The organism is Thermoactinospora rubra, assembly GCF_002093975.1.
GTDB classification, from domain to species: Bacteria; Actinomycetota; Actinomycetes; order Streptosporangiales; family Streptosporangiaceae; genus Nonomuraea; species Nonomuraea rubra_A.
The window spans coordinates 72,440-94,172 of the sequence record NZ_KZ084326.1 but is presented as its reverse complement, the minus strand read 5'-3'; the positions used below and the strand labels follow the sequence as shown (position 1 = coordinate 94,172).

Here is a 21,733-nt window from a genome sequence, read left to right as displayed (position 1 = left end):
TTGGAGTGGAATGCCCGTGCTCCGGCCCTTTGCGAAACTGACCGTGCCCAAGCCCGGCACGACACCGGCCGTCGCACTCGCCGGGATGCTGGCGCTCGCCGCCTGTTCCGGGAGCGACGCCGCCACGGCCAGCTTCCCCACCTGGCACAACTCCGAGGTCAACGCGGTCAGCCGCCTCGCCGCGGGCGGCGGCGTGGTGGCCGTGACCTCCATGAAGCCCGACGGCTCCCTCGAGACCGTCACTCTCGACCTGGCTAACGGCAAGAAGCTGTGGGCCGTCCCCGCGACCATGGCGGGCCGCCTGCCCGGCATGGGCGTGTCCGCGCCCGCGGTCGTCGAGACCGCCGAGGACCAGGCCGTCGTCGCCGCGCTCGACCCGGCCAAGAAGGGCCGCTGGAACGCGACGCTGATCGCCCGCGACGGGCGCACCGGGCGGCAGAAATGGACCCGTCCCGTCCACTCCACGTTCGGCCCGCAGCGCTGCGGGCCGTACGTGTGCCTGTCGGAGCACACGGCGCTGAAGTCGGCCCGGGTCGTCGTGCTCGACCCGGCCACCGGCAAGACCGTGTGGACGCTGCCAGGCCTGGCCGAGGTGGAGTGGTCCGACGCCGCCCGGGTGGTGTTCCTGCGGCTGGCGGCCAACCCGATGATCGAGTCCTACGACCTGAAGACCGGCAAGATCCAGTGGCAGCAGCCCATCGAGCAGGCGCTCGGCCCGGGGATCGACCTGTCCGGCGGGTGGGCGTTCGGCGCGGCGGGCGGCAACCTCGTCGGCTACGTCGCCCCCTACACCAACCCCCAGACCCGCAAGGTGTCCGCCTTCGGGCTGTTCTCGATGAAGATCGCCGACGGCACGATCAACTGGATGCGGCCGTCGGTCGTCCGCGTCTACCCCAGCGGCAACCCGGCCTACGCGCCGATCGTCCGCCCGGTCGACCAGCAGGGCCAGTACGGCGGCTTCGCCCGCCTCGACGCCGTGTCCGGCCGCGTCCTCGGCCAGATCACCGCCGACCAGGTGCCCGGCTCGGGCTGGTGGCTGGCCTTCCCCGAGCGCATGGACCGGCTGGGCTTCCTCAAGCACAACGCCAAGGGCGCCGTCTTCGACCTGGCCGGCGGCCAGGCGGTGCCGGTCGAGGAGCAGCGCGGCTGGTCCTTCTGCGTCACCGACCCCAAGCCGCTGCCGCTCAAGCAGCAGCTGCCGGGCTTCTACTCGGTGGCGGCGGTGTGCGAGTACGACCTGGCCACCGGCAAGCGCGTCGGCGACAACGCCGCCCCGCCGCCCACGTGGTTCACCGGCAGCCAGGGCGGCTGGCGGCTGTGGCGCGACGAGAAGGGCGCCGTCCACGGGGTCAGCGACGGCACGGCGACCGCCCCCGGCATGTACGGCTGAGCCGCAGGCCCATGCGGGAGGGCCGCGCCCCGCCCACCGGCCCTCCCGCATGCCGTACCGGAGAGAGGATCCGAGGGTTTTCCTGCTGGCAGTACAAAGTTCTGTTTTGCCTGCCCCCGCCCCTGGCGCCCGCCGTACCAAGCGGTAGCCTCGCGGTTGGAGTGCTGACACGAACCCAGGAGAGCCCCATGCCCGAGGCAGTCATCGTCGCCACCGCACGCTCGCCTATCGGCCGCGCCTTCAAGGGGTCGCTGAAGGACATCCGTCCCGACGACCTGACCGTTCAGATGATCAAGGCCGCGCTGGCCAAGGTCCCCCAGCTCGATCCGGCCACGATCGACGACATCATGCTCGGCTGTGGCCTGCCCGGCGGCGAGCAGGGCTTCAACATGGCCCGCGTGGTGGCGGTCATGCTGGGCCTGGACACCGTGCCCGGCACGACGGTCACCCGCTACTGCTCCTCCTCGCTGCAGACCACGCGGATGGCGTTCCACGCGATCAAGGCGGGCGAGGGGGACGTGTTCGTCTCGGCGGGCGTGGAGACGGTGTCCCGGTTCGTCAAGGGCAACTCCGACTCGCTGCCCGACACGCAGAACCCGATCTTCGGCGAGGCCGTGGCCCGCACCCAGGCGTTCGCCGAGGGCGGCAAGGTCTGGCACGACCCGCGTGAGGACGGCCTGCTCCCCGACATCTACATCGCGATGGGGCAGACCGCCGAGAACCTGGCCCAGCTGAAGGGCATCACGCGCAAGGAGCAGGACGAGTTCGGCGTCCGCTCGCAGAACCTGGCCGAGAAGGCCATCGCCGACGGCTTCTGGGCCAAGGACATCACGCCCGTCACGCTGCCCGACGGCACCGTGGTCAGCAAGGACGACGGCCCGCGCCCCGGCACCACCTACGAGGCCGTCTCCCAGCTCAAGCCCGCCTTCCGGCCCGACGGCACGGTCACGGCCGGCAACTGCTGCCCGCTGAACGACGGCGCCGCCGCGGTGATCGTGATGAGCGACACCAAGGCCGCCGAGCTGGGCATCACCCCGCTGGCCCGCATCGTCTCCACCGGCGTCAGCGCCCTGTCGCCCGAGATCATGGGCCTCGGCCCCGTCGAGGCCTCCCGCCAGGCGCTGGCCCGCGCCGGGATGGCGATCGGCGACGTGGACCTGGTGGAGATCAACGAGGCCTTCGCCGCCCAGGTCATCCCCTCCTACCGGGAGCTGGGCATCGACCTGGACCGGCTGAACGTCAACGGCGGCGCGATCGCGGTCGGCCACCCCTTCGGCATGACCGGCGCCCGGATCACCTCCACGCTCGTCAACAGCCTCCAGCACCACGACAAGACGATCGGCCTGGAGACCATGTGCGTGGGCGGCGGCCAGGGCATGGCGATGATCCTGGAGCGGCTCAGCTGACCTTGACCTGCCGTCCGGTACGGCGGGGCCGCCGGCTCAGCCCGGCCCCGCCCGCGTCAGCTCGATGCGCACGATGACACGCCGCTCCCGCTGCATGGCGGAGCGGTAGTCGTCCCAGTCGGGGTGCTCGCCGGAGATGCCGCGGTAGTAGGCGACGAGATGGTCCATGGCCTCCGGCAGGGAGACGATCTCCGCCGTGCCCTCGACCTGGACCCAGTCGCCGAAGAAGGCGTCGGAGAACACGCACAGCACGGCATGCGGGTCGCGTCGCAGGTTGCGGGTCTTGACCGTCGTCTCGGTGGTGCTGATCACCGCCCGGCCCTCGGAGTCCAGCCCCACGAGCACCGGAGAGGTCTGCAGCCGTCCGTCCGGGAAGCGGGTGACCAGAACCGCGCGGTGGTTGTCGCGGAGAAAGGCGCGTGCCGTCTCGAGATCCATGGCTCAATGATCGCGCGCCCGGGCCGGCGGCACGGCACGGGCGCGGTGGGCGGAGGATGGATTTCTCAGGCGAAGCCCATCCGGCTACGGCGGTGGCGCTCGTGCTCCAGGACGATCGCCGCGGCGTAACCGTGGGATATCCCGTGCTCGTCAGCCAGCCAGTTGGCCCGTTCCTCGCATCGGAGGAACGATGGACCGTTGTCGATGGCTCGGAACCACTCTGGGAGTTCGCGTCCCGTCACTGCCGGGACCCTGGCGATCAGCTTCGACTGCGTCTCCGGTGAGTGGTTCAAGGACATGGGCACCTCCACGGATTGGGTCCTTTGCTAGACACTGCAATACCCACTCCAGAAAGGCAACCCCCCTGACGACAGCGTTTCGTTGCCAGAAGATTGCTCAGGGCGAAACGCGCGTGGCCCCGCCGGGTGGGCGGGGCCACGTCAGAGGACCGAGGATCAGTCGTCCCCTGAGAAGTAGCTGACGAAGCGCAGCACCTCCAGGTAGATCCAGACCAGGCTCAGCGTGAGCCCGAACGCGCACTGCCAGGCGAACTTCTCCGGCGCGCCCGACTTGACCGCCTGCTCGACGGAGTCGAAGTCGAGCAGCAGGAAGAAGCAGCCCAGCAGGATCATCGCGATGCTGAAGACGTAGCCGAGCGGGCCCTCCTCGCGCAGGCCCAGGCCGCCCTGGAGGAAGATGCTCGCGATGAGGTTGACCAGGATCAGGCCGAGGGCGGCGATGCCGGCCGCGAGGACGAACTTCACGAACTTCGGCGTCACCCGGACGATCCGTAGCGCGTAGACGGTCAGCGTGCCCGCGAAGGCCATGGCCGTGCCGAGCACCGCCTGGAGCACCACCCCGTAGAAGGCGTCCTCGAAGGCCTTGCTGATCGCTCCCACGAACACCCCGTAGAACAGGGCGTAGCCGAGGATCAGCGCCGGGTTGGTGCTCTGCTTGAACGACGCGACCAGGCCGAGGATCACGCCGACGATGGCGCAGACCACGGCGACGCCGAGCGGCACGTTGAGCACCCAGGCCGCGGCGGCCGAGACGATCAGCGTGCCGAGCGTGAGGAAGCCGCGGACGACGACGTCGTCGATGGTCATCGTCCGGTAGGCGGGCGGGGCCGGCGGCGTGTATGCCGGCGCGTCGTACATGTCCCGCAGCTGATCAGGCGTGGGTGGTGGCGCCCCCCAACCGCCCTGCGGATGGGTGTACTGGGATCTGTTGAAGACCGGGTTCTTGCTTTCCATCGCTGCCTCCACGCTGCGACCAGTGAGATCACTGTAGGGGACCGGCTGTCGTGCCGGCCACCCGGAGATTCGACATTCAGGCAGCACAGACAACGACTTACGCCCGTCAGGAGTTCCCGTGACCGGACGATCACAGCCCGTGGACGTTTCCTGGGCCGCGGTAGTCAAACACTTGACTACCAGCGGGAATTGCCTTTACAAGGGCATGCCGGTGCCCCCGGCGGGAGTCGAACCCGCACATCAACCCTTTTAAGGGGTTTGCCTCTGCCATTGGGCTACGGGGGCGCGGCAATCATACGATTCAGACCATGCTTCCGAGGAGCACAACTTGGCATCAGGCGTCACAGATGTGAAGTCTGTCATGGGCTGTAGGGGCTCAGCCCTGGAAAAACAGACCGTCCGGATGGTCCAGTTGGTGCTGAATGACTCGGGGTACGAAAGCATCAGCCTCGATGGTGACGGGCCTGCCGACCCCTGGCAACCGTCATCGGAGAGTTATACGGCTCACGTCTGACAGTCCCCATGACAGTCCCCGCGACAGCGTACGGCCGGGCGGCGAGCGCCGCCCGGCCGTACGCCGGATCGAGGTCAGCTGCCGACGGTCTTCACCGCCTGGCGGAAGGCCTCGCGAGGGTGCTCGATCTCGCCCAGCGAGACGGTCTCCCGCTTGAACAGCAGCGCCAGCGTCCAGTCCATGACGACCCTGACCTTGCGGTTGAAGGTGGGCACCCGCGACAGGTGGTAGGTGCGGTGCATGAACCACGCCGGGAAGCCGCGGAGCTTGACGCCGTAGACGTTCGCCACGCCCTTGTGCAGGCCCAGGCCGGCGACCGAGCCGACGTACTTGTGCCGGTACTCGCGCAGCTCCTGGCCGCGCAGGTGCCGGATGATGTTGTCGGCCAGCACCTTGGCCTGGCGGACGGCGTGCTGGGCGTTGGGCGCGCAGTACTCGCCCGGGTTGGTCAGGTCCGGCACGCCGGCGACGTCGCCCGCCGCGAAGGCGTCGGGCGTGTCGAGCACGTTGAGCTTGGCCGTGGTCTTGATGCGGCCGCGCTCGTCGATCGGCAGGTCGGTGGCGTTGACGACCTGGCTGGGCTTCACGCCGGCCGTCCAGACCAGCGTCTCGCTGTCGAACTCGGTGCCGTCCGACAGGACGATGTGCCCGTCCACGGCCGACACCAGCCTGGTCTGCAGGCGCACGTCGATGCCGCGCTCGCGCAGCTGCTCCAGGGTCCAGCGGCCCATCTCGGGACCGACCTCCGGCAGGATGCGGTCGCTGGCCTCCACGAGCACCCACCGCAGGTCCTCGCGCTTGAGGTTGCGGTAGTACCGCAGCGAGTCCCTGGCCATGTCCTCCAGCTCGGCCAGCGCCTCCACGCCGGCGAATCCGGCGCCCACGACCACGAACGTCAGCGCGCGCCGCCGTACCGCCGGATCCTCGGTCGACTCGGCCACGTCGAGCAGGTGCAGCACCCGGTTGCGCAGGGCGATGGCCTCGGCCACCGACTTGAAGCCGATGCCCACGTCCGTCAGGCCCGGGATGGGCAGCGTGCGCGAGATCGACCCGGCGGCCATGACGATGACGTCGTAGCCGATCTCCCGGGCCTCGCCCTCGGCCGGCTGGAAGGTGACGGTCTTGGCCGCGTGGTTCACCTTGGTCACCAGGCCGTTGAGGATGCGCACCCTGGGCAGCAGGCGGCGCAGCGGCGCGACCATGTGCCGCGGGGACACGTTGCCGGCAGCCGCCTCGGGAAGGAACGGCTGGTAGGTCATGTAGGACTGAGGGTCGATCACGGTTACTCGGACCGAGCCCTCCTTGAGCTCCCGGCGCAGCTTCTTCTGCAGGCGCAGCGCCGTGTACAGGCCGACGTACCCACCACCGACGATCAAGATGTCCGTCATCTTGATCACGCTCCTTCGTATGGAAGCTTGTGAAAGCATTCACAAGCGTAAACCGCGGAGCGCCGGAGAGTCATCCCCCTTTGGGGGTGGGGAGCGTCACAGTGTTGCTTTTGTCGCGCCTGGCAGCGCGACGGGGCGCCTTGTTGCTTTTGTCGCGCCTGGCGGCGCGACGGGGCTCGGGGCGCCGGGAAGGCTCGTTCTTCCCTCGTCACGGCTCGGGCGTTGAACGCCCTCACCGCTCCTCAGTCCAGAACGAGCCGCGCCCCTCGCAGCCTCGGGCGTTGAACGCCCGAGGCAACCCTCAGTGGTACAGCTGGGCGGGCAAAAGGTACAGCTGGCGAGCAAAGGTGAAGCTGGGCGGGCGAGGCGGGCGTGTCAGCGGGCGCGGGCGAACACCGCGTCGAGCATGTCGGCCGTCAGCCGGCCGGTGAAGGTGTTCTGCTGGCTGGGGTGGTAGCAGCCGAGCAGTGTCACGGTGGCTTCGCCGTACCGGAGGGTGACCTCGGCGCCGTGGCCGAAAGGCGGGCGCGATGACGGCAGCGCATAGCCCGCCTCACGCAGGGCGGGCCACAACGCCTGCCAGGCGAATCCGCCCAGCGCCACGATGAACCGGACGCTTTCGGCGGCCAGCGCCACCTCGCGGGCGAGCCAGGGAAAGCAGGTCGCGCGCTCCTCGGGCGTCGGCTTGTTGGCGGGCGGCGCGCACCGCACGGCCGCGACCATGCGCGCGCCGACGAGCTTCTGCCCGTCGTCGGCGTGCGTGCTCGTCTCCTGGACGGCGAAGCCGGTGCGGTACAGCGAGGCGAACAGCCAGTCGCCGCTGCGGTCGCCGGTGAAGATGCGCCCGGTGCGGTTGCCGCCGTGCGCGGCCGGGGCCAGGCCGACGATCAGCAGCCGCGGGCGTTCCTCGCCCCAGCCGGGGACGGGCCGTCCCCAGTACGTCTCCGACGCGAACGCCCGCCGCCGGACCTCGGCGACCTCCTCCCGCCACGCCACCAGCCGCGGGCAGGCCCGGCACACCGACTCGCGGGCCGTGAGCTCGGCCAAGGTACGGCTCCCGCCCGCCAGCTCGCGCACCTGGGCCGCGTCGTGCGCGACGGGCGTGGCAGGGGTCGCGGGATCGCCGGGCCAGCCGGTGCCGGGAGGGACGAAGCTCATGCCATCCGTTCTATCGCGCCCGGACGACAAGAAACCGGGTGGCGCCCCACCTCGGGGCCCCACCCGGCTTCAGACAGTCAGCGGACCGGCCAGATCAGGCGCCGTCCGCCTTCGGCGCCTCCGCCGGCGGCTGGCAGGCCTGGTTGTAGAGCGTCGTCCGCTCCACGCTGACCGGGCTGGTCACCACGAGCTTGACGCTGCCCTGCGTCTTGACGGCGTCAGCGGCGTCGCCGGGGATCGAGACCGGCTCGGAGCCGTCGATCCACTCGTGGGTGAAGCCGGTGGCACGACCGTTGATGACCCAGTGGTAGCTCACCAGGGCCTTACGGTTGGTGGTGATCGTCGCGTGGAACGACACCGGAGCCTTGCACGCGCCGCTCGGCTGCGACACCGACACCTCGGACACCGACACCGACAGCGGGTCCTCGCACCTCACGCGGTAGTGCACCTTGGCGTACGCGGAGTCGTGGCGGCTGTCGACGTCGAGCACCGCCCAGCCGTGGTGGCTGGAGCGCGGCGAGAAGCCGAACCCGACCTTGCGCGAGTCCCACACCTTGATGGTGTCGCTCTCGACGACCTCACCGTTGAGGATCCAGCGGTAGCGGACCCACTGCGGCTCGTCGACCTTGATCACACCACCGAAGTGGATCTTGTTGCCAGGAGTGCACGGACCGACGTAGTCGTCGGGGTGCGCCCACGCCTTGGCCCAGACCTTCGGGTGGCCGATCTCGTCCCAGACCTTCTTGCCGCAGGCGACCTCGAAGTAGCCCTTCTTCGAGACGACGTGGCGCGGCCCGAGGACCTCAAGGGCCTCCCAGCCCTTGACGCTCTGGTCGAAGGTGAGCTTCTGCGAGACGGTGACGTACTTGGTGCCCTTGCCGCTGAGCTTGATCGTCCTGACCTTGCTCTTGGAACCGTCACCGTGCAGCCAGCGGTAGGCCAGCACGGTCTTGCCCGTCAGCTTCACCTTGACCCTGGCGGTGAACTTGATGTCCACCGGGCATGCCTCGTCGTAGTAAGCCACCGAAGGCTTCGGCGTGGAGACCGAGACCTTGGGCTTGGCGGGCTTGGTGGCGCTGACCTGAGCCTTGTGGCCGGCCGACGCCGGGGTGGCCGCCTGCGCGGAGCCGGCCAGCAGCCCCGCGACCATGGTGGCCAGCACAGCGGTGGAAGCGCCCAGCGCCGCCACTCTACGTGCTAAACCGAGAGACTTCATGTGAGAGTGCTCCATTCCTCTCGAAGGAGAGACACGCTCGGGAACGGTTGCCACGCCGTCGCCTTCCGCGCACGGCCACATGGCAAAGCCCCCGTAAATCCTCTTTACTGTCGCACACCTTGATCTCGCCCTCAATACAGCCTTCTACCGGTTATTGGCGGTACGGCGGGGCGCCGTTTCACGGCACTGATCGCTACCTGCGGAAATGCGAAGCGGGGTGGGGGCGGCTAGTCACCGCCCCACCGAAAAATAGTCCTAACTGAGGATGGACCAGGCGATTCCATCGAGGATGTCGTGCTCGCTCACCATCACCTCGGCGAATCCGAACCGTCGCACAATGCGGTCGAGAATCAACGCTCCGGCGCCGATGACGTCGACGCGGCCGGGATGCATGACGGGAACGGCGGCGCGCTCGTCGTGCGTCATCGTCAGCAACCGCCGCGTGACCTCATGCACCTGTGCGGCGGGAATGCGCGAGTGGTGGATGCGGGCGGGGTCGTACTCGGGCAGGCCGAGCGCGATGCCCGCGACCGTGGTGACCGACCCGGCCAGGCCGACCAGCGTCCGTGCCCGCTCGCCCGGCACGACCTCGTGCACGCGGTCGAGCGCCGCCTCGATGTCGGCGATCACCGCCTCGACGGCCTCCCGGGCGGGCGGGTCGCCGCTGTCGCGAAGGTGCCGCTCGGTCAGGCGGACGCAGCCGATGTCGACCGAGATGGCCGCCTCGGCCCCGGCGGACCCGAGCACGAACTCGGTCGAACCACCCCCGATGTCGACGACCAGGAACGGCGGCGTGCCGGGCAGCGTCTTCGTCGCCCCCGTGAAGGACAGCTGCGCCTCCTCGTCGCCCGTGACGACCTCGGGGTCCACGCCGAAGATTTCGCGCACCCCGGCCACGAAGTCGGCGCGGTTGGCCGCGTCGCGGGTGGCGCTGGTGGCCACCACCCTGGTGGCGGTCACGCCGTGCTGGTCGAGCAGCTTGCGGTAGCCGCGCATGGCCGTGAAGGTGCGCTCCAGGGCCTCCGGCGCGAGCCGTCCGGTGCGGTCGACGTCCTGGCCCAGCCGTACGATCTCCATCCTCCGCTCGACGTCGGTCAGCCGGTCGCCGTCGACGTCGGCGACGAGCAGACGGACGGAGTTGGTGCCGCAGTCGACGGCGGCGACCCTGGTCATGCGTCCTCCTTCGGCGGTTCGGCGGCGACGCACGGCCCGTCGGCCCACCACTCGGGTAGCCGGTCCAGCGCCTCCCGGCCGAACGGGTTGCTTCCCGGCGCGGCCAGCTCGTGCGCGACGAGCGCGTGCAGGCACTTGACCCGCTCGGGCATGCCGCCGCTGCTCTGGGTGCCCGGCGGGAGCGGCTCGACGCCCTCCTCCTGCGCGGCCTTGTCGCGGCGGGCCAGGTAGTCCTCGTGCGCGGCCCGGTAGGCGGCGGCGAGTTCGGGGGCCTCGGCGAGCCTGGCCTGCATCTCCTTCATCAGGCCCGAGCTTTCCAGCCTGCCGACCTCCGAGGCGGCCTTGGGGCAGGTCAGGTAGTACAGCGTCGGGAACGGCGTGCCGTCGGGCAGCCGCGGCGCGGTCTCCGCCACGTCGGGCAGCCCGCACGGGCAGCGGTGCGCCACCCCGCGCAACCCGCGCGGCGTGCGGCCCAGCTGCCGGCCGATCGCCTCCACGTCGCTACTGTCCACTCGTCTCCCTCGCGTCCGCGGCTTCCACCGACTCCCACAGCGTGACGTACCAGGGCGGGGGCGGCGCCTTCCGGCTCGTCGCGGTCTGCTGGGGGTTCTCCTCCGGCTGGAGCAGCATGTAGCACTTGGCTCCGGGGTCGCAGTAGTGCAGCCGTTCCCTGGCGGTGCGCCGCTGGTAGTTGGGGTCCAGCATGCGCCGCCGCTGCTCCTCGATGGCGCGCTGCTCGGCCAGCACGCGGGCGTGCTCGGCCTGCAGTTCGGCCAGCTGGCGGCGCTGGGCGATGTACTCGCGCACCGGATACGCCAGGCTCATGGCGATCGCGCAGACGACCACGGCCAGGATGGCGGCGCGGCCGGTGAGCTGCGGCCGCCTGCGCCGCACCGGCTGCCCGCCTCCCGGCCCTCCGGGCATACCCGGTCCTCCGGGCCTCCCGGCCACCCCGGTCCTTCCCGCCGCCGACCCCGGCCTGCCTGCTGGTCCCGGCCTGCCTGCGGGTCCCGGCCTCGCGCCCTCGGCTCCGCCCCCGGACGGCCCGCCCTCGGCCCCAGCCCCGGAACGCCCGCTCTCAGCTCCGCTCCCGGGCTTCCTGCCCTCGGCTCCGCTCCCGAGCCGCCTGCTCTCGGCCGCGGCCTCCGTCAGGCCTGGGCGTCCGCCCTCAGGCCGCCTGCCTGCTGCCTCCACCGGCCCCGAGCGCCCCGCCTCAGATCCAGCCCTCGGCCGCCTGCCGACCGCCCCGGCCTCCGCCGGTCCCGGGCGTCCACCCTCGGGGACGCCGCTTGCGGGGCCTCGTCGTCCGGCTCCCTGCCCGTCGGCTCCCGCCGTACCGCGCTCGGGACGCCCGGCCGGCTGAGGGCGTCCAGGCGAGGCCGGACGCTCGTCCCCGTCCGGGGCACGCCCTGCCGTACCGGAGGCTCGTCCAGCCGTACGGCCGGCCCCGCCCGCCGGTGGCCGTCCCGCCTTCGGCGAGGGCCGCTCGGACGGCGCGGCCTTGTCCGGCGTGGGGCGCCCGCGCGAGGCCCCTCTGTCCGGCGTGCCACGGCCCGACGACCCGGTCCCCCGGGGCGTGGGCCGGCCCCGCCCGGTCGCCGGGTCGGCGGGGTCGCCCGGCCGGGGGACCCGCCCCGAAGAGCCGCGACCCTTGCGGCTGCGCCCGTCGCCCGGCCTCACCTCGTCGTCGTCCATCCGCTCGCTCCAGATTCGGGGGTACGGCTCAAGCCGTACACGAACCTAGCGCTGGAAACGCGGGAACGCCCCGCGACCCGCATAGCGCGCGGCGTCGTCGAGCAGCTCCTCGATGCGCAGCAGCTGGTTGTACTTGGCGACGCGGTCGGAGCGGGCCGGGGCGCCGGTCTTGATCTGGCCGCAGTTGGTCGCCACCGCCAGGTCGGCGATCGTGGTGTCCTCGGTCTCGCCCGACCGGTGGCTCATCATGCAGCGGTAGCCGCTGCGGTGCGCCAGCTCGACCGCGTCGAAGGTCTCGCTCAGCGTGCCGATCTGGTTGACCTTGACCAGCAGCGCGTTGGCGGTGCCCTCGCTGATGCCGCGGGCCAGCCGCTCGGGGTTGGTGACGAACAGGTCGTCGCCGACCAGCTGGACCTTGCCCCCCAGCGCGGAGGTGATCTTCTTCCAGCCCTCCCAGTCGTTCTCGTCGAGCGGGTCCTCGATCGAGACCAGCGGGTAGGAGTCGACCAGGTCGGTGTAGAAGGCGATCAGCTCGTCGGCCGAGTGGCCCTTGCCGTCGATGGTGTAGACGCCCTCGGAGTGGAACTCGGAGGCGGCCACGTCGAGCGCGAGCGCGACGTCCTGGCCCGGCTGGTATCCGGCGCGCTCGATGGCGACGAGGATCAGGTCGAGCGCGTCGCGGTTGCTCGGCAGGTTCGGCGCGAAGCCGCCCTCGTCGCCCAGGCCCGTGGCGTAGCCCTTCTCCTTCAGCACCGACTTCAGCGCGTGGTAGACCTCGGTGCCGGTGCGCAGCGCCTCGCGGAACGTCCCGGCGCCGATCGGCGCGATCATGAACTCCTGGATGTCGACGTTGGTGTCGGCGTGGGCGCCGCCGTTGAGGATGTTCATCATCGGCACCGGCAGCAGGTGCGCGTTGGGGCCGCCCAGGTAGCGGAACAGCGGCAGGTCGGCGCTGTCGGCGGCGGCCTTGGCCACGGCCAGTGAGACGCCGAGGATGGCGTTGGCGCCGAGCTTGCCCTTGTTGGGCGTGCCGTCCAGGTCGATCATGATCTGGTCGATGACCCGCTGGTCCTCGGCCTCGATGCCGTGGATCTCGTCGAAGATCTCGTCCGTCACGGCGAGCACGGCCTTCTCCACACCCTTGCCGCCGTAGCGCTTGTCGCCGTCGCGCAGCTCCACGGCCTCGAACTGGCCGGTGGAGGCGCCGCTGGGCACGGCCGCACGGCCGGTGCTGCCGTCGTCGAGGACCACCTCGACCTCGACCGTCGGGTTCCCGCGGGAGTCGAGGATCTCGCGGGCGTAGACGACCTCGATGGTAGCCACGTCAGGCGCTCCTAGAGTCGAAGGGCAGTTGTTCCCTGAGCCTATCGAGGTCTACCAGTTGGTACGGCTGCGGCCCGCCCCTGCTGTAATGGGCGTATGGAGCGCGTGCTGAAGCTGCTGCGCCGGGAGCCGTCCTCGCCCGACACCAGCCGTGGCTACCTCGACCTGATCGGCGGCCGGAGCCCCACGGCCAAGGCCTCGCTCGCGCAGCGGCTGATGAACTCCACCGCGCTCCCCCTCGTCTACGAGAACGTCTGGCGCCCGGCCCTCATCGGCCTGGCCAAGGGTCCCTTCGGTCCCTCCGCCGACGAGGAGATGGCGCTGCTGCGCGAGCTGCTGGACCTGTCGGAGGGCGACGTGGTGCTCGATGTGGCCTGCGGCCCCGGCAACGTCGCCCGCGCGCTGGCCCCGCACGCCGGGCTGGTGATCGGCCTGGACGCCTCGGCCACCATGCTCGACCGCGCCGTCGGCGAGTCGGCCAGGTTCCTGTACCGCGACCGGCTGGAGTTCGTCCGCGCCGACGCCGTCGACCTGCCCTTCGAGACCGGCTCCTTCGACGCCGTATCGTGCGTCGCCGCGCTCCACCTGTTCGACCGGCCCTTCGACGCGCTGGCGTCCATGGCCCGCGTGCTCAAGCCCGGGGGACGGCTGGCCATCCTGACCACCCGCCGCGTGACCGTGGTCAGCGAGCTGGTCCGGCTGGGCGGGGTGCGCATGTTCGGCGGCGGGGAGATCGCCGGCGCGCTGGCCGAGCTGGGCTTCCACGACGTACGGCGGCGCGCCTTCGGCCTCATGCAGCTACTCGGTGCCCGAGCGTGACTCCCAGGCCAGCACCCGGTCACGGTAGGACAGCGCCGCCGCCCGCAGCTCGGCCTCGGGATCCAGCCCCGCCTCCCTGGCGCGGCGCACCAGGTCGAACAGCTCGCGCGCCACGCCCTGGCCCACCGCGTGGGCCAGCGCCTCCGGCGCGCCGACCCGCTCGGCCCGCTTGATCAGCTGCGCGGCCAGGGACAGCGCGGGCTGCCCGGTGGGCACACCCTCGAAGACGCCCTTGTCGGCCCGCTCGGCCGCCTTGATGGCCTCCCAGTTGGCGTTGACCTCGTCCGCGGTCTCCGCCGTGACCTCGCCGAACACGTGCGGGTGGCGGCGGATCAGCTTCTCGACGATCCCGGCGGCCACGTCGTCGATGTCGAAGGACTCGGCCACCCGGGCGTGGAAGGCCACCTGCAGCAGCACGTCGCCCAGCTCCTCGCGGAGCGCCTCGTAGTCGCCGATCTCGACCGAGTGCTGGACCTCGTAGGCCTCCTCGATGAGGTAGGGGACCAGGGAGGCGTGGGTCTGCTTGCGGTCCCAGGGACACTCGGCCCGCAGCCGGTCCATCACCTGGACCAGGTCGAGCACGCGGGCGCCGGGCAGGTCGTAGGAGCCCGGGATCACCTCGATCTCCGGCGGCGTCTCCAGCGCCATCGCGGCGTGGCCGAAGGAGCGCATGAGCTGCTCGGAGGCGTCGAGCCACACGACGGTCTCGTCCACGGCCCGCCGTACCACCTCGTGCGGGGCGGGCGTGACCACCGACACCGCCACCCCGGCCTCCTCCAGGTACGGCAGCGCCGGATGCCCGGCCGCCTCCGTCAGCACGGGGCCCGCCTTCAGCGCCTCCCAGGCGCGGTGGCTCAGCAGCCCCGGGGCGACCCTGGGCGAGGTGGTGACGACGACGAGGGGCATGGCGGCCCGATCAGCCCTGCTGCTGCTGCGACGCGGCCTTGGTGAAGCGGCCCGCGTCGACGAAGCCCTGGCTGGGGTCGAACTTGCCGTAGCGCGGGCTGTAGGTGACCTTGACGCTCGACAGCGCCTGGCCGAGCTTCTGCTGCGCGGCCTCGTTCTGCCCGCCGTACTGCGTCAGGAGCTTGTTGTAGGCCACCACGGCGCCCATCCAGTCGCGGATGCGCGACGGGGGCACGCCCTCGGCCAGCAGCGCCGGCTCGATCCGCTGCATGCCGCCCTGCTCGGTGATCGCCTTGTCGATCTCGCCGTCGGTCACGGTGACGCCCGACTTGGCGGCGAACTGGCGGAACTGCGACAGGCTGGTCAGCTGAAGCAGGACCCGCTGCGTCGCGGGCAGCTGGAGCTGCGCCTCGGGGATCTTCGCCCGCTCCAGCGCCGAGCGCAGCTCGCTCACGCTGTCGTTGAGCTCGCTCGCGGAGATGCGCTCGTTGCCGACGATCGCCGCGGCCCCGGCCTCCATGGGCGAGGAGCAGGCGGTCAGCACGACGCCTGCCGCCACAGCGGCAGCGGCCATTCGAATCGACTTCACGTTGGTCCCTTTCCGAACAAACCGCGGCTAGCTTACCCTCGCGGGCTCCAGGAACATCGCCTCGACCAGGTCGCCGCACCATTTCAGCAGCTCCAGGTCGCGCAGCGGCTGCCCGCCCACCGGCTTGGTCCTGGGCACGGGCACCAGCAGTGTCTCGGCGGCCTGCTTGTAGACGGCCTTCTTGTACAGCCGGTCGAGCCTGACCTGCTGCGACTCCTTGAGCCTGACGGGGCCGAACTTGATGTTCTGGCCCTGGACCGTGACGTCGGTCAGCCCGGCCCTGCGCGCCTTGATGCGGAAGCGGGCGACCTCCAGGAGGTTGTCCACCTCGACCGGCGGCTTGCCGTACCGGTCGGTGAGCTCCTCGCGCACGGCGGTGATGTCGTCCTCGCCCGCGACGGCGGCGATGCGCTTGTAGGCCTCCAGCCGCAGCCGCTCGGAGGTGACGTAGTCGTGGGGGATGTGCGCGTTGATCGGCAGCTCGACGCGCACCTCCGGCTGCTCCTCGGCCACGGGCCTGCCTTCGAGCTTGGCCTTCTGCTCCTGGACGGCCTCGGCCATCAGCCGGACGTACAGGTCGAAGCCCACGCCCGCGATGTGGCCCGACTGCTCGGCGCCCAGCACGTTGCCCGCGCCGCGGATCTCCAGGTCCTTCATCGCGACGTACATGCCCGCGCCCATCTCGGTGTGCTGGGCGACGGTCGCCAGCCGCTCGTGCGCGGTCTCCGTCAGCGGGCGCTCCGGCGGGTACAGGAAGTAGGCGTAGCCGCGCTCGCGGCCCCGGCCGACGCGGCCGCGCAGCTGGTGCAGCTGCGACAGGCCGTAGGTGTCGGCGCGGTCGACGATCAGCGTGTTGGCGTTGGGCACGTCGAGGCCCGACTCCACGATCGTGGTGGAGACCAGCACGTCGTACTCGCGCTCCCAGAACCCCACCATGATCTTCTCGAGCTGGTGCTCGTTCATCTGGCCGTGCGCGACCGCGATGCGGGCCTCGGGCACCATCTCGCGCAGCCGGGCGGCCACCTTGTTGATCGAGGCCACCCGGTTGTGGACGAAGAACACCTGACCGTCGCGCATCAGCTCGCGCCGGACGGCCGCGGCGATCTGCTTCTCATCGTACGGCCCGACGAAGGTGAGGATCGGGTGGCGCTCCTCCGGCGGGGTGAGGATGGTCGACATCTCCCTGATGCCGGTCAGGCCCATCTCCAGCGTGCGCGGGATCGGCGTGGCGGACATGGCCAGCACGTCGACCTGCGTGCGCAGGTGCTTCATGGCCTCCTTGTGCTCCACGCCGAAGCGCTGCTCCTCGTCGATGATGATCAGGCCCAGGTCCTTGAAGCGGACCTCGGGGTTGAGCAGCCGGTGGGTGCCGATGACCACGTCGACCTTGCCCTCGCGCAGGCCCTCCAGCGTGTCCCTGACCTCGGCGTCGCTCTGGAAGCGGGAGACGGGCCTGACGACGACCGGGAAGCTGGAGAAGCGCTCGGTGAAGGTGGACATGTGCTGCTGCACCAGCAGCGTCGTGGGCACCAGCACGGCCACCTGCTTGCCGTCCTGCACGGCCTTGAACGCCGCCCGCACGGCGATCTCCGTCTTGCCGTAGCCGACGTCGCCGCAGATCAGCCGGTCCATCGGCACGGGGCGTTCCATGTCGCGCTTGACCTCGTCGATGGCGGCCAGCTGGTCGGCGGTCTCGGCGTAGGGGAAGGCGTCCTCCATCTCGCGCTGCCAGGGGGTGTCGGGGCCGAAGGCGTGGCCGGGGCTCGCCATCCGGGCGGAGTAGAGCCTGATCAGCTCGCCCGCGATCTCCTTGACCGCCTTCCTGGCCCGCGACTTGGCCTTGGCCCAGTCGGCGCCGCCCATGCGGTTGAGCGTGGGCGCCTCGCCGCCGACATAGCGTGTCACCTCGTCCAGCTGGTCGGTCGGCACGTACAGCCGGTCGCCCTTGGCGTACTCGATGACCAGGTACTCGCGGGTGGCGCCCTGCACCGTGCGCTGGACCATCTCCACGTAGCGGCCCACGCCGTGCTGCTCGTGGACGACGTAGTCGCCGACCTTCAGCTGCAGCGGATCGACCATGTTGCGCCTGCGGGAGGGCAGGCGGCGCATGTCCTTGGTGGAGGCCTTCTGCCCGACCAGGTCCAGGTGCGTCAGCACGGCCAGCGACGGCGTGATGAACCCGTGCTCCAGCAGGCCGGTGGTGACGTGGACGACCTTCGGCTCCGGCGGGGCGTCCAGCGCCTCGACCAGCCGCGCGGGGACGTCGACGCCGCGCAGCAGCTCGACCATGCGCTCGGCGGGGCCGTGGCCCTCGCTCAGCAGGACGACTGCTTTGTCCTCGCCCAGCCAGGCCCTGATGTCCTCCAGCGCCCGGCGGGTGTCGCCGCGGTAGGACTCGCTGTCGCGGGCCTCCAGCTCGACCCCGCCGCCGAAGGGCGACTGCGTCCACCACGGCAGGCCCAGGGCGTCGGCGTGGCCGCGGATCTCCTCCAGCGTGCGGAAGGCGGCGGCGCCCAGGTCGATCGGCGCCTCGCCGCCGGCGGCCGCGTTGATCCAGGAGGCCTCCAGGAACTCCTGGGAGGTCCTGACCAGTTCCTCGGCGCGGCTCCTGATGCGCTCGGGGTCGCAGACGAACACGGCCGAGTGCCGGGGCAGGTGGTCGATCAGCAGGTCCATCTCCCCGGCCAGGGCGGGCGCGAACGCCTCCATCCCCTCCACCGGGGTGCCCTCGGCGAGCTGGTCGAGCACCTCGGCCAGGGCGGGGTGCTCGCGGGCCAGCCGGCGGGCCTCGGCCCTGACCTGCTCGGTCAGCAGCAGCTCGCGGCACGGCGGCGCGAACAGGCCGTCCTGGGCGACCTCCAGCGAACGCTGGTCGGCGACCTTGAACCAGCGGATCTCCTCGACCGTGTCGCCCCAGAACTCCAGGCGCAGCGGGTGTTCCTCGGTGGGCGGGAAGACGTCCAGCAGGCCGCCGCGCACCGCGACCTCGCCGCGCCGCTCCACCATGTCGACGCGGTGGTAGCCGTTGTCCACCAGCCGCTGGACCACGTCCTCAAGGTCGGCCTCGTCGCCCGCCTTCAGGCGGATCGGCTCCAGGTCGCCCAGTCCCTTGACGATCGGCTGCAGCAGCGCGCGGACGGGGGTGACGATGACGCCGAGCGGACCGGCCGCGGGGTCGCCCTTGACGGGATGGGCGAGCCTGCGCAGGACCGCCAGGCGCTGGCCGACGGTGTCGCTGCGGGGCGAGAGCCGCTCGTGCGGGAGCGTCTCCCAGGCGGGGAACACGGCGACCGCCGAGGGCTCCAGCAGGCAGGTGAGCGCGGCGGCGAGGTCTTCGGCCTCCCGGCCCGTCGCGGTGACGGCAAGGACGGTCCGGTGGTCGTGCCGCGCCAGGGCGGCCACGGCGAACGGGCGCAGGGACGACGGGGCCACCAGCGCCGCGTCGCCGTCCGCCTGGAGCGCGGCGGCCAGCTTCGGGTCGGCGCAGACCAGGTCGAGCAGTCCGGTAAGGCTCATTGCTTCGCCACAACCCCCACGAAGGCAACACGACTACCCCCGGCCGAACGAAGTCGTGGGGGTCTGTGGGTTCCAGGGTAGTCGCAGCCGTGCGGTCGTTCCGCTCGATTGAGCCGTACGGCACCAGCGAAATTGACAGTTCGTTCCAAAAAGAGCTACGGTCGGACCATGGCAAGGACCAAGGAGTTCGATCCGGACGCCGCCCTCCAGAAGGCCATGGAGCTGTTCTGGGAGCGCGGCTACGAGGCCACCTCCATGTCCGACCTCGTCGAGCACCTGGGGATCGGGCGGGCCAGCCTCTATGCCACCTTCGGCGGCAAGCGCGAGCTCTACCTCAAGGCCTACGAGCGCTACCTGGAGAACGGCGTCGACTTCGTCGGCCTGCTGTCCCAGCCGGGCCCGGTCCTGCCCGCGATCAGGCGGCTCGTCGAGCTCTACCTGGAGGAGAGCACCGACCCGGCCACGGCGCCGCGCGGCTGCCTGGTGGTCAACACGGCCGTGGAGGTCGCGCCGCACGACCCCGTCGTGGCCCGGCGGGTCGAGCAGAACTGGGACTTCGTCGAGACCGCCCTGACCTCGGCGCTCACCAGGGCCAAGGCGCAGGGCGAGCTGCCCGCCGGCAAGGACCCGCGGGCGCTGGCCCGGCTGCTGCTGACGGTCCTGCAGGGCATGCGGGTGATCGGCAAGAGCTCGGACAACCCGGCCAGGCTGCGCGACGCCGCGGAGCAGGCCCTGCGGGTCCTCGAGTGAGTTTTTCACGCCCAAATACTAGAACGATCGGTTCAATATGCGTGCTTTCGCGTTGCTGAGCTCGGTCCAGATCATGCTGATCTCCGCGATCACGGTCGTCACCGTGGCGCTGCCGGAGATCCAGCGCTCGCTGGGCCTCACGGCTGACGACCTGGCGCTGGTGAGCGTCGCCTACGGCCTGGCGTTCAGCGGGTTGCTGCTGGTCGGCGGGCGGCTGGCCGACCTGTACGGCGGGCGGCGCGCCTTCGGTGCGGGGGTCGGCCTGTTCGGAGCGGCGTCGGCCGTGGCCGCGCTCGCGCCGGGACCGGCCGTGCTGCTGGCGGCCCGCTTCGCGCAGGGCGTGGGCGCGGCCCTGGCGGCGCCGGCCGCGATGGCCCTGCTCCCGGCGGTCTTCCCGGAGCCGGAGCGGCGCGCCAGGGCGACCGCCACGTGGGGCGGGCTGGCGGGCATCGGCGCGGTGCTGGGCCTGGCGCTGTCGGGCGTGTTCGCCGAGTGGGCATCGTGGCGGTGGGCGTTCGCGCTGCCCGCGCTCGGCTCGGCGGCGGTCCTGTCCGCGGCGCCCCGGCTGCTCCCTCGCACGACGCCGGTGGCCGCCCAAGCCGGCGCAGGGGACGGCGCCCGCGCCGACGTCCAAAGCGACGCCCAAGACCGCTCCCAAGGCGGCGTCCAAGGCGGCTTCGGCGCCCGGAAGCGCGTCCGGGGCGGCTCCGCCGTACCGCGAAGCCTGGATCTCGGCGGTGCGGCGCTGGCGACGGCGGGCCTGAGCACGCTCAGCTTCGGCCTCGTGACCGGCGGGTACGGCTGGCTCGGCGTGGCGGCCGCGCTGCTGGCGGCGTTCGCGGTCACGCAGAGGCGCGCCCCCGCCCCCTTGGTGCCGCCGCGCCTGCTGGCCTCCCGCCGCCGGGCGCTCGCCCTGACGTCGATCCTGCTCGGCTCGGCGGCCATGGCGAGCAGCCTGTTCTTCCTCTCGCTGCACCTGCAGCAGGTCCGCGGCCTCAGCCCGGCGGCCACCTCGGCCGCCGTCGTCCCCTACGGCGTGGTCCTCGTGGCCACGGGAGCGTCCGCCGCACGCCTGGTCGGCCGGTTCGGCACGCGCGCCGTCCTCGTGACGGGCCTGGCCACGGCGGCGGCTGGACTGGCCCTGATCGCGCCGTTCGGGCCGACGCTGGCCGCCGGGCTGCTCGTCCTGCCGCTCGGCGTCGGCCTGACCTTCGTCGCCGCCACGGTCCGCGCCACCGACGGGGTCCCCGGCGATCAGGCGGGCCTGGCGGGCGGCCTGGTCAACACGGCCATGGAGGTCGGCCCCGCCGTGGGGCTGGCCGCCCTGGTCGCGCTCTCCGGCGGCAACCCGGCCCGGTACGGCTTCGCCCTGGCCGTGGCCGCCGCCGCCTTCGTAGCCATGGCAATCGTCTCGTGGATGGGAGAAAGATCATGACCGGACGCTTCACCGGCAAGGTGGTCCTCGTCACCGGCGGCGGCAGCGGCATCGGCCGCGCCACGGCCAGGGCGTTCGCCCGGGAGGGCGCCACCGTGGTCGTGGCGGGCACCACCGAGGAGCGCCTCGCCGAGACCGTCAAGCTCGTCGAGGAGGACGGCGGGCGAGCGAGCTACGTCGTCGCCGACGTCACGCGCGAGGAGGACGTCGCGCGGATGGTCGACACGGCCGTGGACCGCCACGGCGGCCTGCACGTCGCGCACAACAACGCCGGAATCCTCGGTCCCGTCGGCCCCCTGGCGGACCTCGACGCCGCCGAGTGGCGCCGGGTGCTGGAGGTCAACGTGACCGGGGTGTTCCTGTCGATGAAGCACGAGATCCGGCACATGCGGGCGAACGGCGGCGGGGCGATCGTCAACACCGCCTCCAACATCGGCGCGCACGGCAGGCGCGAGCTGCTCGCCGCCTACACCGCCGCCAAGGCGGCCGTCAGCGCGCTGACCCGGGCCGCCGCCCGTGACCACGTCCGCGACGGCGTCCGCGTCAACGCCGTCAGCCCCGGCCCCGTCGAGGCGCCGATGTCCGCGCTGCCCGGCGAGAGCGACGAGGAGCGGAACGCGCGGATCGCGCCGCTGGTCCCGGCCGGGCGGGTGGGCCGGGTGGCCGAGGTCGCCGCGGCCGTGCTGTTCCTGGCCTCGCCGGAGGCGGGCTTCACCGTGGGCCACGACCTCGTCATCGACGGAGGCGTCACGGCGTAGCGGGAA

General features: G+C 71.5%; 18 protein-coding genes, 1 tRNA gene and 1 pseudogene. 6 read left to right on the top strand and 14 right to left on the bottom strand.

The genetic code is table 11. From position 1 onward, the window contains the following. Window positions 1–10: 10 nt before the first annotated feature. On the top strand, window positions 11–1,390 hold the full coding sequence (locus BSB02_RS04705; RefSeq protein ID WP_084957161.1) for an outer membrane protein assembly factor BamB family protein: 1,380 nt from the start codon (window positions 11–13) through the stop codon (window positions 1,388–1,390). A gap of 188 nt (window positions 1,391–1,578) precedes the next feature. Then, window positions 1,579–2,796 carry an acetyl-CoA C-acetyltransferase gene (locus tag BSB02_RS04700; protein WP_084957158.1) on the top strand — a complete coding sequence of 406 codons (1,218 nt, stop codon included), beginning with the start codon at window positions 1,579–1,581 and terminating at the stop codon, window positions 2,794–2,796. A gap of 36 nt (window positions 2,797–2,832) precedes the next feature. Here BSB02_RS04700 and BSB02_RS04695 read toward each other — a convergent pair whose 3' ends face one another. The 11 genes from BSB02_RS04695 to eno form a co-directional block, all read right to left on the bottom strand. After that, on the bottom strand, window positions 2,833–3,234 hold the full coding sequence (locus tag BSB02_RS04695; RefSeq protein WP_084957156.1) for a PPOX class F420-dependent oxidoreductase: 402 nt from the start codon (window positions 3,232–3,234) through the stop codon (window positions 2,833–2,835). A 65-nt stretch (window positions 3,235–3,299) separates the two neighbouring features. Beyond that, window positions 3,300–3,533, bottom strand: a complete 234-nt coding sequence (locus tag BSB02_RS04690) for a DUF4287 domain-containing protein (RefSeq protein ID WP_084957154.1) — start codon at window positions 3,531–3,533, stop codon at window positions 3,300–3,302. A gap of 156 nt (window positions 3,534–3,689) precedes the next feature. After that, window positions 3,690–4,487, bottom strand: coding sequence for a Bax inhibitor-1/YccA family protein (locus tag BSB02_RS04685; protein ID WP_084957152.1), 798 nt, complete (start codon window positions 4,485–4,487; stop codon window positions 3,690–3,692). Between the two features lie 212 nt (window positions 4,488–4,699). After that, window positions 4,700–4,772: transfer RNA gene (locus BSB02_RS04680), tRNA-Leu, on the bottom strand. Window positions 4,773–5,075: 303 nt separating this feature from the next. Further along, window positions 5,076–6,389, bottom strand: coding sequence for an NAD(P)/FAD-dependent oxidoreductase (locus BSB02_RS04675; RefSeq protein WP_206184508.1), 1,314 nt, complete (start codon window positions 6,387–6,389; stop codon window positions 5,076–5,078). A 375-nt stretch (window positions 6,390–6,764) separates the two neighbouring features. Beyond that, window positions 6,765–7,547 carry a uracil-DNA glycosylase gene (locus tag BSB02_RS04670; protein WP_084957148.1) on the bottom strand — a complete coding sequence of 261 codons (783 nt, stop codon included), beginning with the start codon at window positions 7,545–7,547 and terminating at the stop codon, window positions 6,765–6,767. A 94-nt stretch (window positions 7,548–7,641) separates the two neighbouring features. After that, a complete protein-coding gene (locus BSB02_RS04665) occupies window positions 7,642–8,763 on the bottom strand; it encodes a hypothetical protein (RefSeq protein WP_143590236.1) in 1,122 nt (373 codons plus the stop codon). Window positions 8,764–9,018: 255 nt separating this feature from the next. Continuing rightward, window positions 9,019–9,936, bottom strand: a complete 918-nt coding sequence (locus BSB02_RS04660; RefSeq protein WP_084957144.1) for a Ppx/GppA phosphatase family protein — start codon at window positions 9,934–9,936, stop codon at window positions 9,019–9,021. Beyond that, window positions 9,933–10,448: a DUF501 domain-containing protein gene (locus BSB02_RS04655; RefSeq protein WP_084957142.1), complete on the bottom strand. Its 516-nt coding sequence runs from the start codon at window positions 10,446–10,448 to the stop codon at window positions 9,933–9,935. Before BSB02_RS04655 ends, BSB02_RS04660 begins: the two co-directional genes overlap by 4 nt. Next, window positions 10,438–10,860 carry an FtsB family cell division protein gene (locus BSB02_RS04650; protein ID WP_084957140.1) on the bottom strand — a complete coding sequence of 141 codons (423 nt, stop codon included), beginning with the start codon at window positions 10,858–10,860 and terminating at the stop codon, window positions 10,438–10,440. Before BSB02_RS04650 ends, BSB02_RS04655 begins: the two co-directional genes overlap by 11 nt. Before the next feature lie 816 nt (window positions 10,861–11,676). Further along, window positions 11,677–12,954, bottom strand: coding sequence for a phosphopyruvate hydratase (gene eno, locus BSB02_RS04645; protein WP_084957138.1), 1,278 nt, complete (start codon window positions 12,952–12,954; stop codon window positions 11,677–11,679). A 96-nt stretch (window positions 12,955–13,050) separates the two neighbouring features. On the opposite strand from eno, the gene BSB02_RS04640 reads away from it, so the two are divergent. After that, window positions 13,051–13,773, top strand: coding sequence for a class I SAM-dependent methyltransferase (locus tag BSB02_RS04640; protein ID WP_084957136.1), 723 nt, complete (start codon window positions 13,051–13,053; stop codon window positions 13,771–13,773). Here the strand turns inward: BSB02_RS04640 and BSB02_RS04635 are convergent. The 3 genes and pseudogenes from BSB02_RS04635 to mfd all read right to left on the bottom strand — a co-directional run bounded on the left by BSB02_RS04635 (window position 13,753) and on the right by mfd (window position 18,784). After that, window positions 13,753–14,679, bottom strand: coding sequence for a nucleoside triphosphate pyrophosphohydrolase (locus BSB02_RS04635; protein WP_084957134.1), 927 nt, complete (start codon window positions 14,677–14,679; stop codon window positions 13,753–13,755). The two genes, BSB02_RS04640 and BSB02_RS04635, sit on opposite strands and share 21 nt — an antisense overlap. A 10-nt stretch (window positions 14,680–14,689) precedes the next feature. Further along, window positions 14,690–15,277, bottom strand: a pseudogene (locus BSB02_RS04630) (SurA N-terminal domain-containing protein); the annotation flags it as partial. Window positions 15,278–15,295: 18 nt separating this feature from the next. Further along, on the bottom strand, window positions 15,296–18,784 hold the full coding sequence (mfd, locus tag BSB02_RS04625; RefSeq protein WP_084957130.1) for a transcription-repair coupling factor: 3,489 nt from the start codon (window positions 18,782–18,784) through the stop codon (window positions 15,296–15,298). A gap of 168 nt (window positions 18,785–18,952) precedes the next feature. On the opposite strand from mfd, the gene BSB02_RS04620 reads away from it, so the two are divergent. The 3 genes from BSB02_RS04620 to BSB02_RS04610 are packed head-to-tail and all read left to right on the top strand — an operon-like array spanning window position 18,953 to window position 21,727. After that, window positions 18,953–19,534 (top strand): TetR/AcrR family transcriptional regulator, encoded by a 582-nt coding sequence (locus BSB02_RS04620; protein ID WP_084957128.1) that lies wholly within the window; start codon window positions 18,953–18,955, stop codon window positions 19,532–19,534. A gap of 37 nt (window positions 19,535–19,571) precedes the next feature. Beyond that, complete coding sequence (locus BSB02_RS04615; RefSeq protein ID WP_084957126.1) at window positions 19,572–20,969, top strand: MFS transporter; 1,398 nt, start codon at window positions 19,572–19,574, stop codon at window positions 20,967–20,969. Continuing rightward, the gene (locus BSB02_RS04610; RefSeq protein WP_084957124.1) at window positions 20,966–21,727 is read left to right on the top strand and encodes an SDR family NAD(P)-dependent oxidoreductase; all 762 of its coding nucleotides are present in this window, start codon (window positions 20,966–20,968) and stop codon (window positions 21,725–21,727) included. Before BSB02_RS04615 ends, BSB02_RS04610 begins: the two co-directional genes overlap by 4 nt. Window positions 21,728–21,733 lie beyond the last annotated feature (6 nt).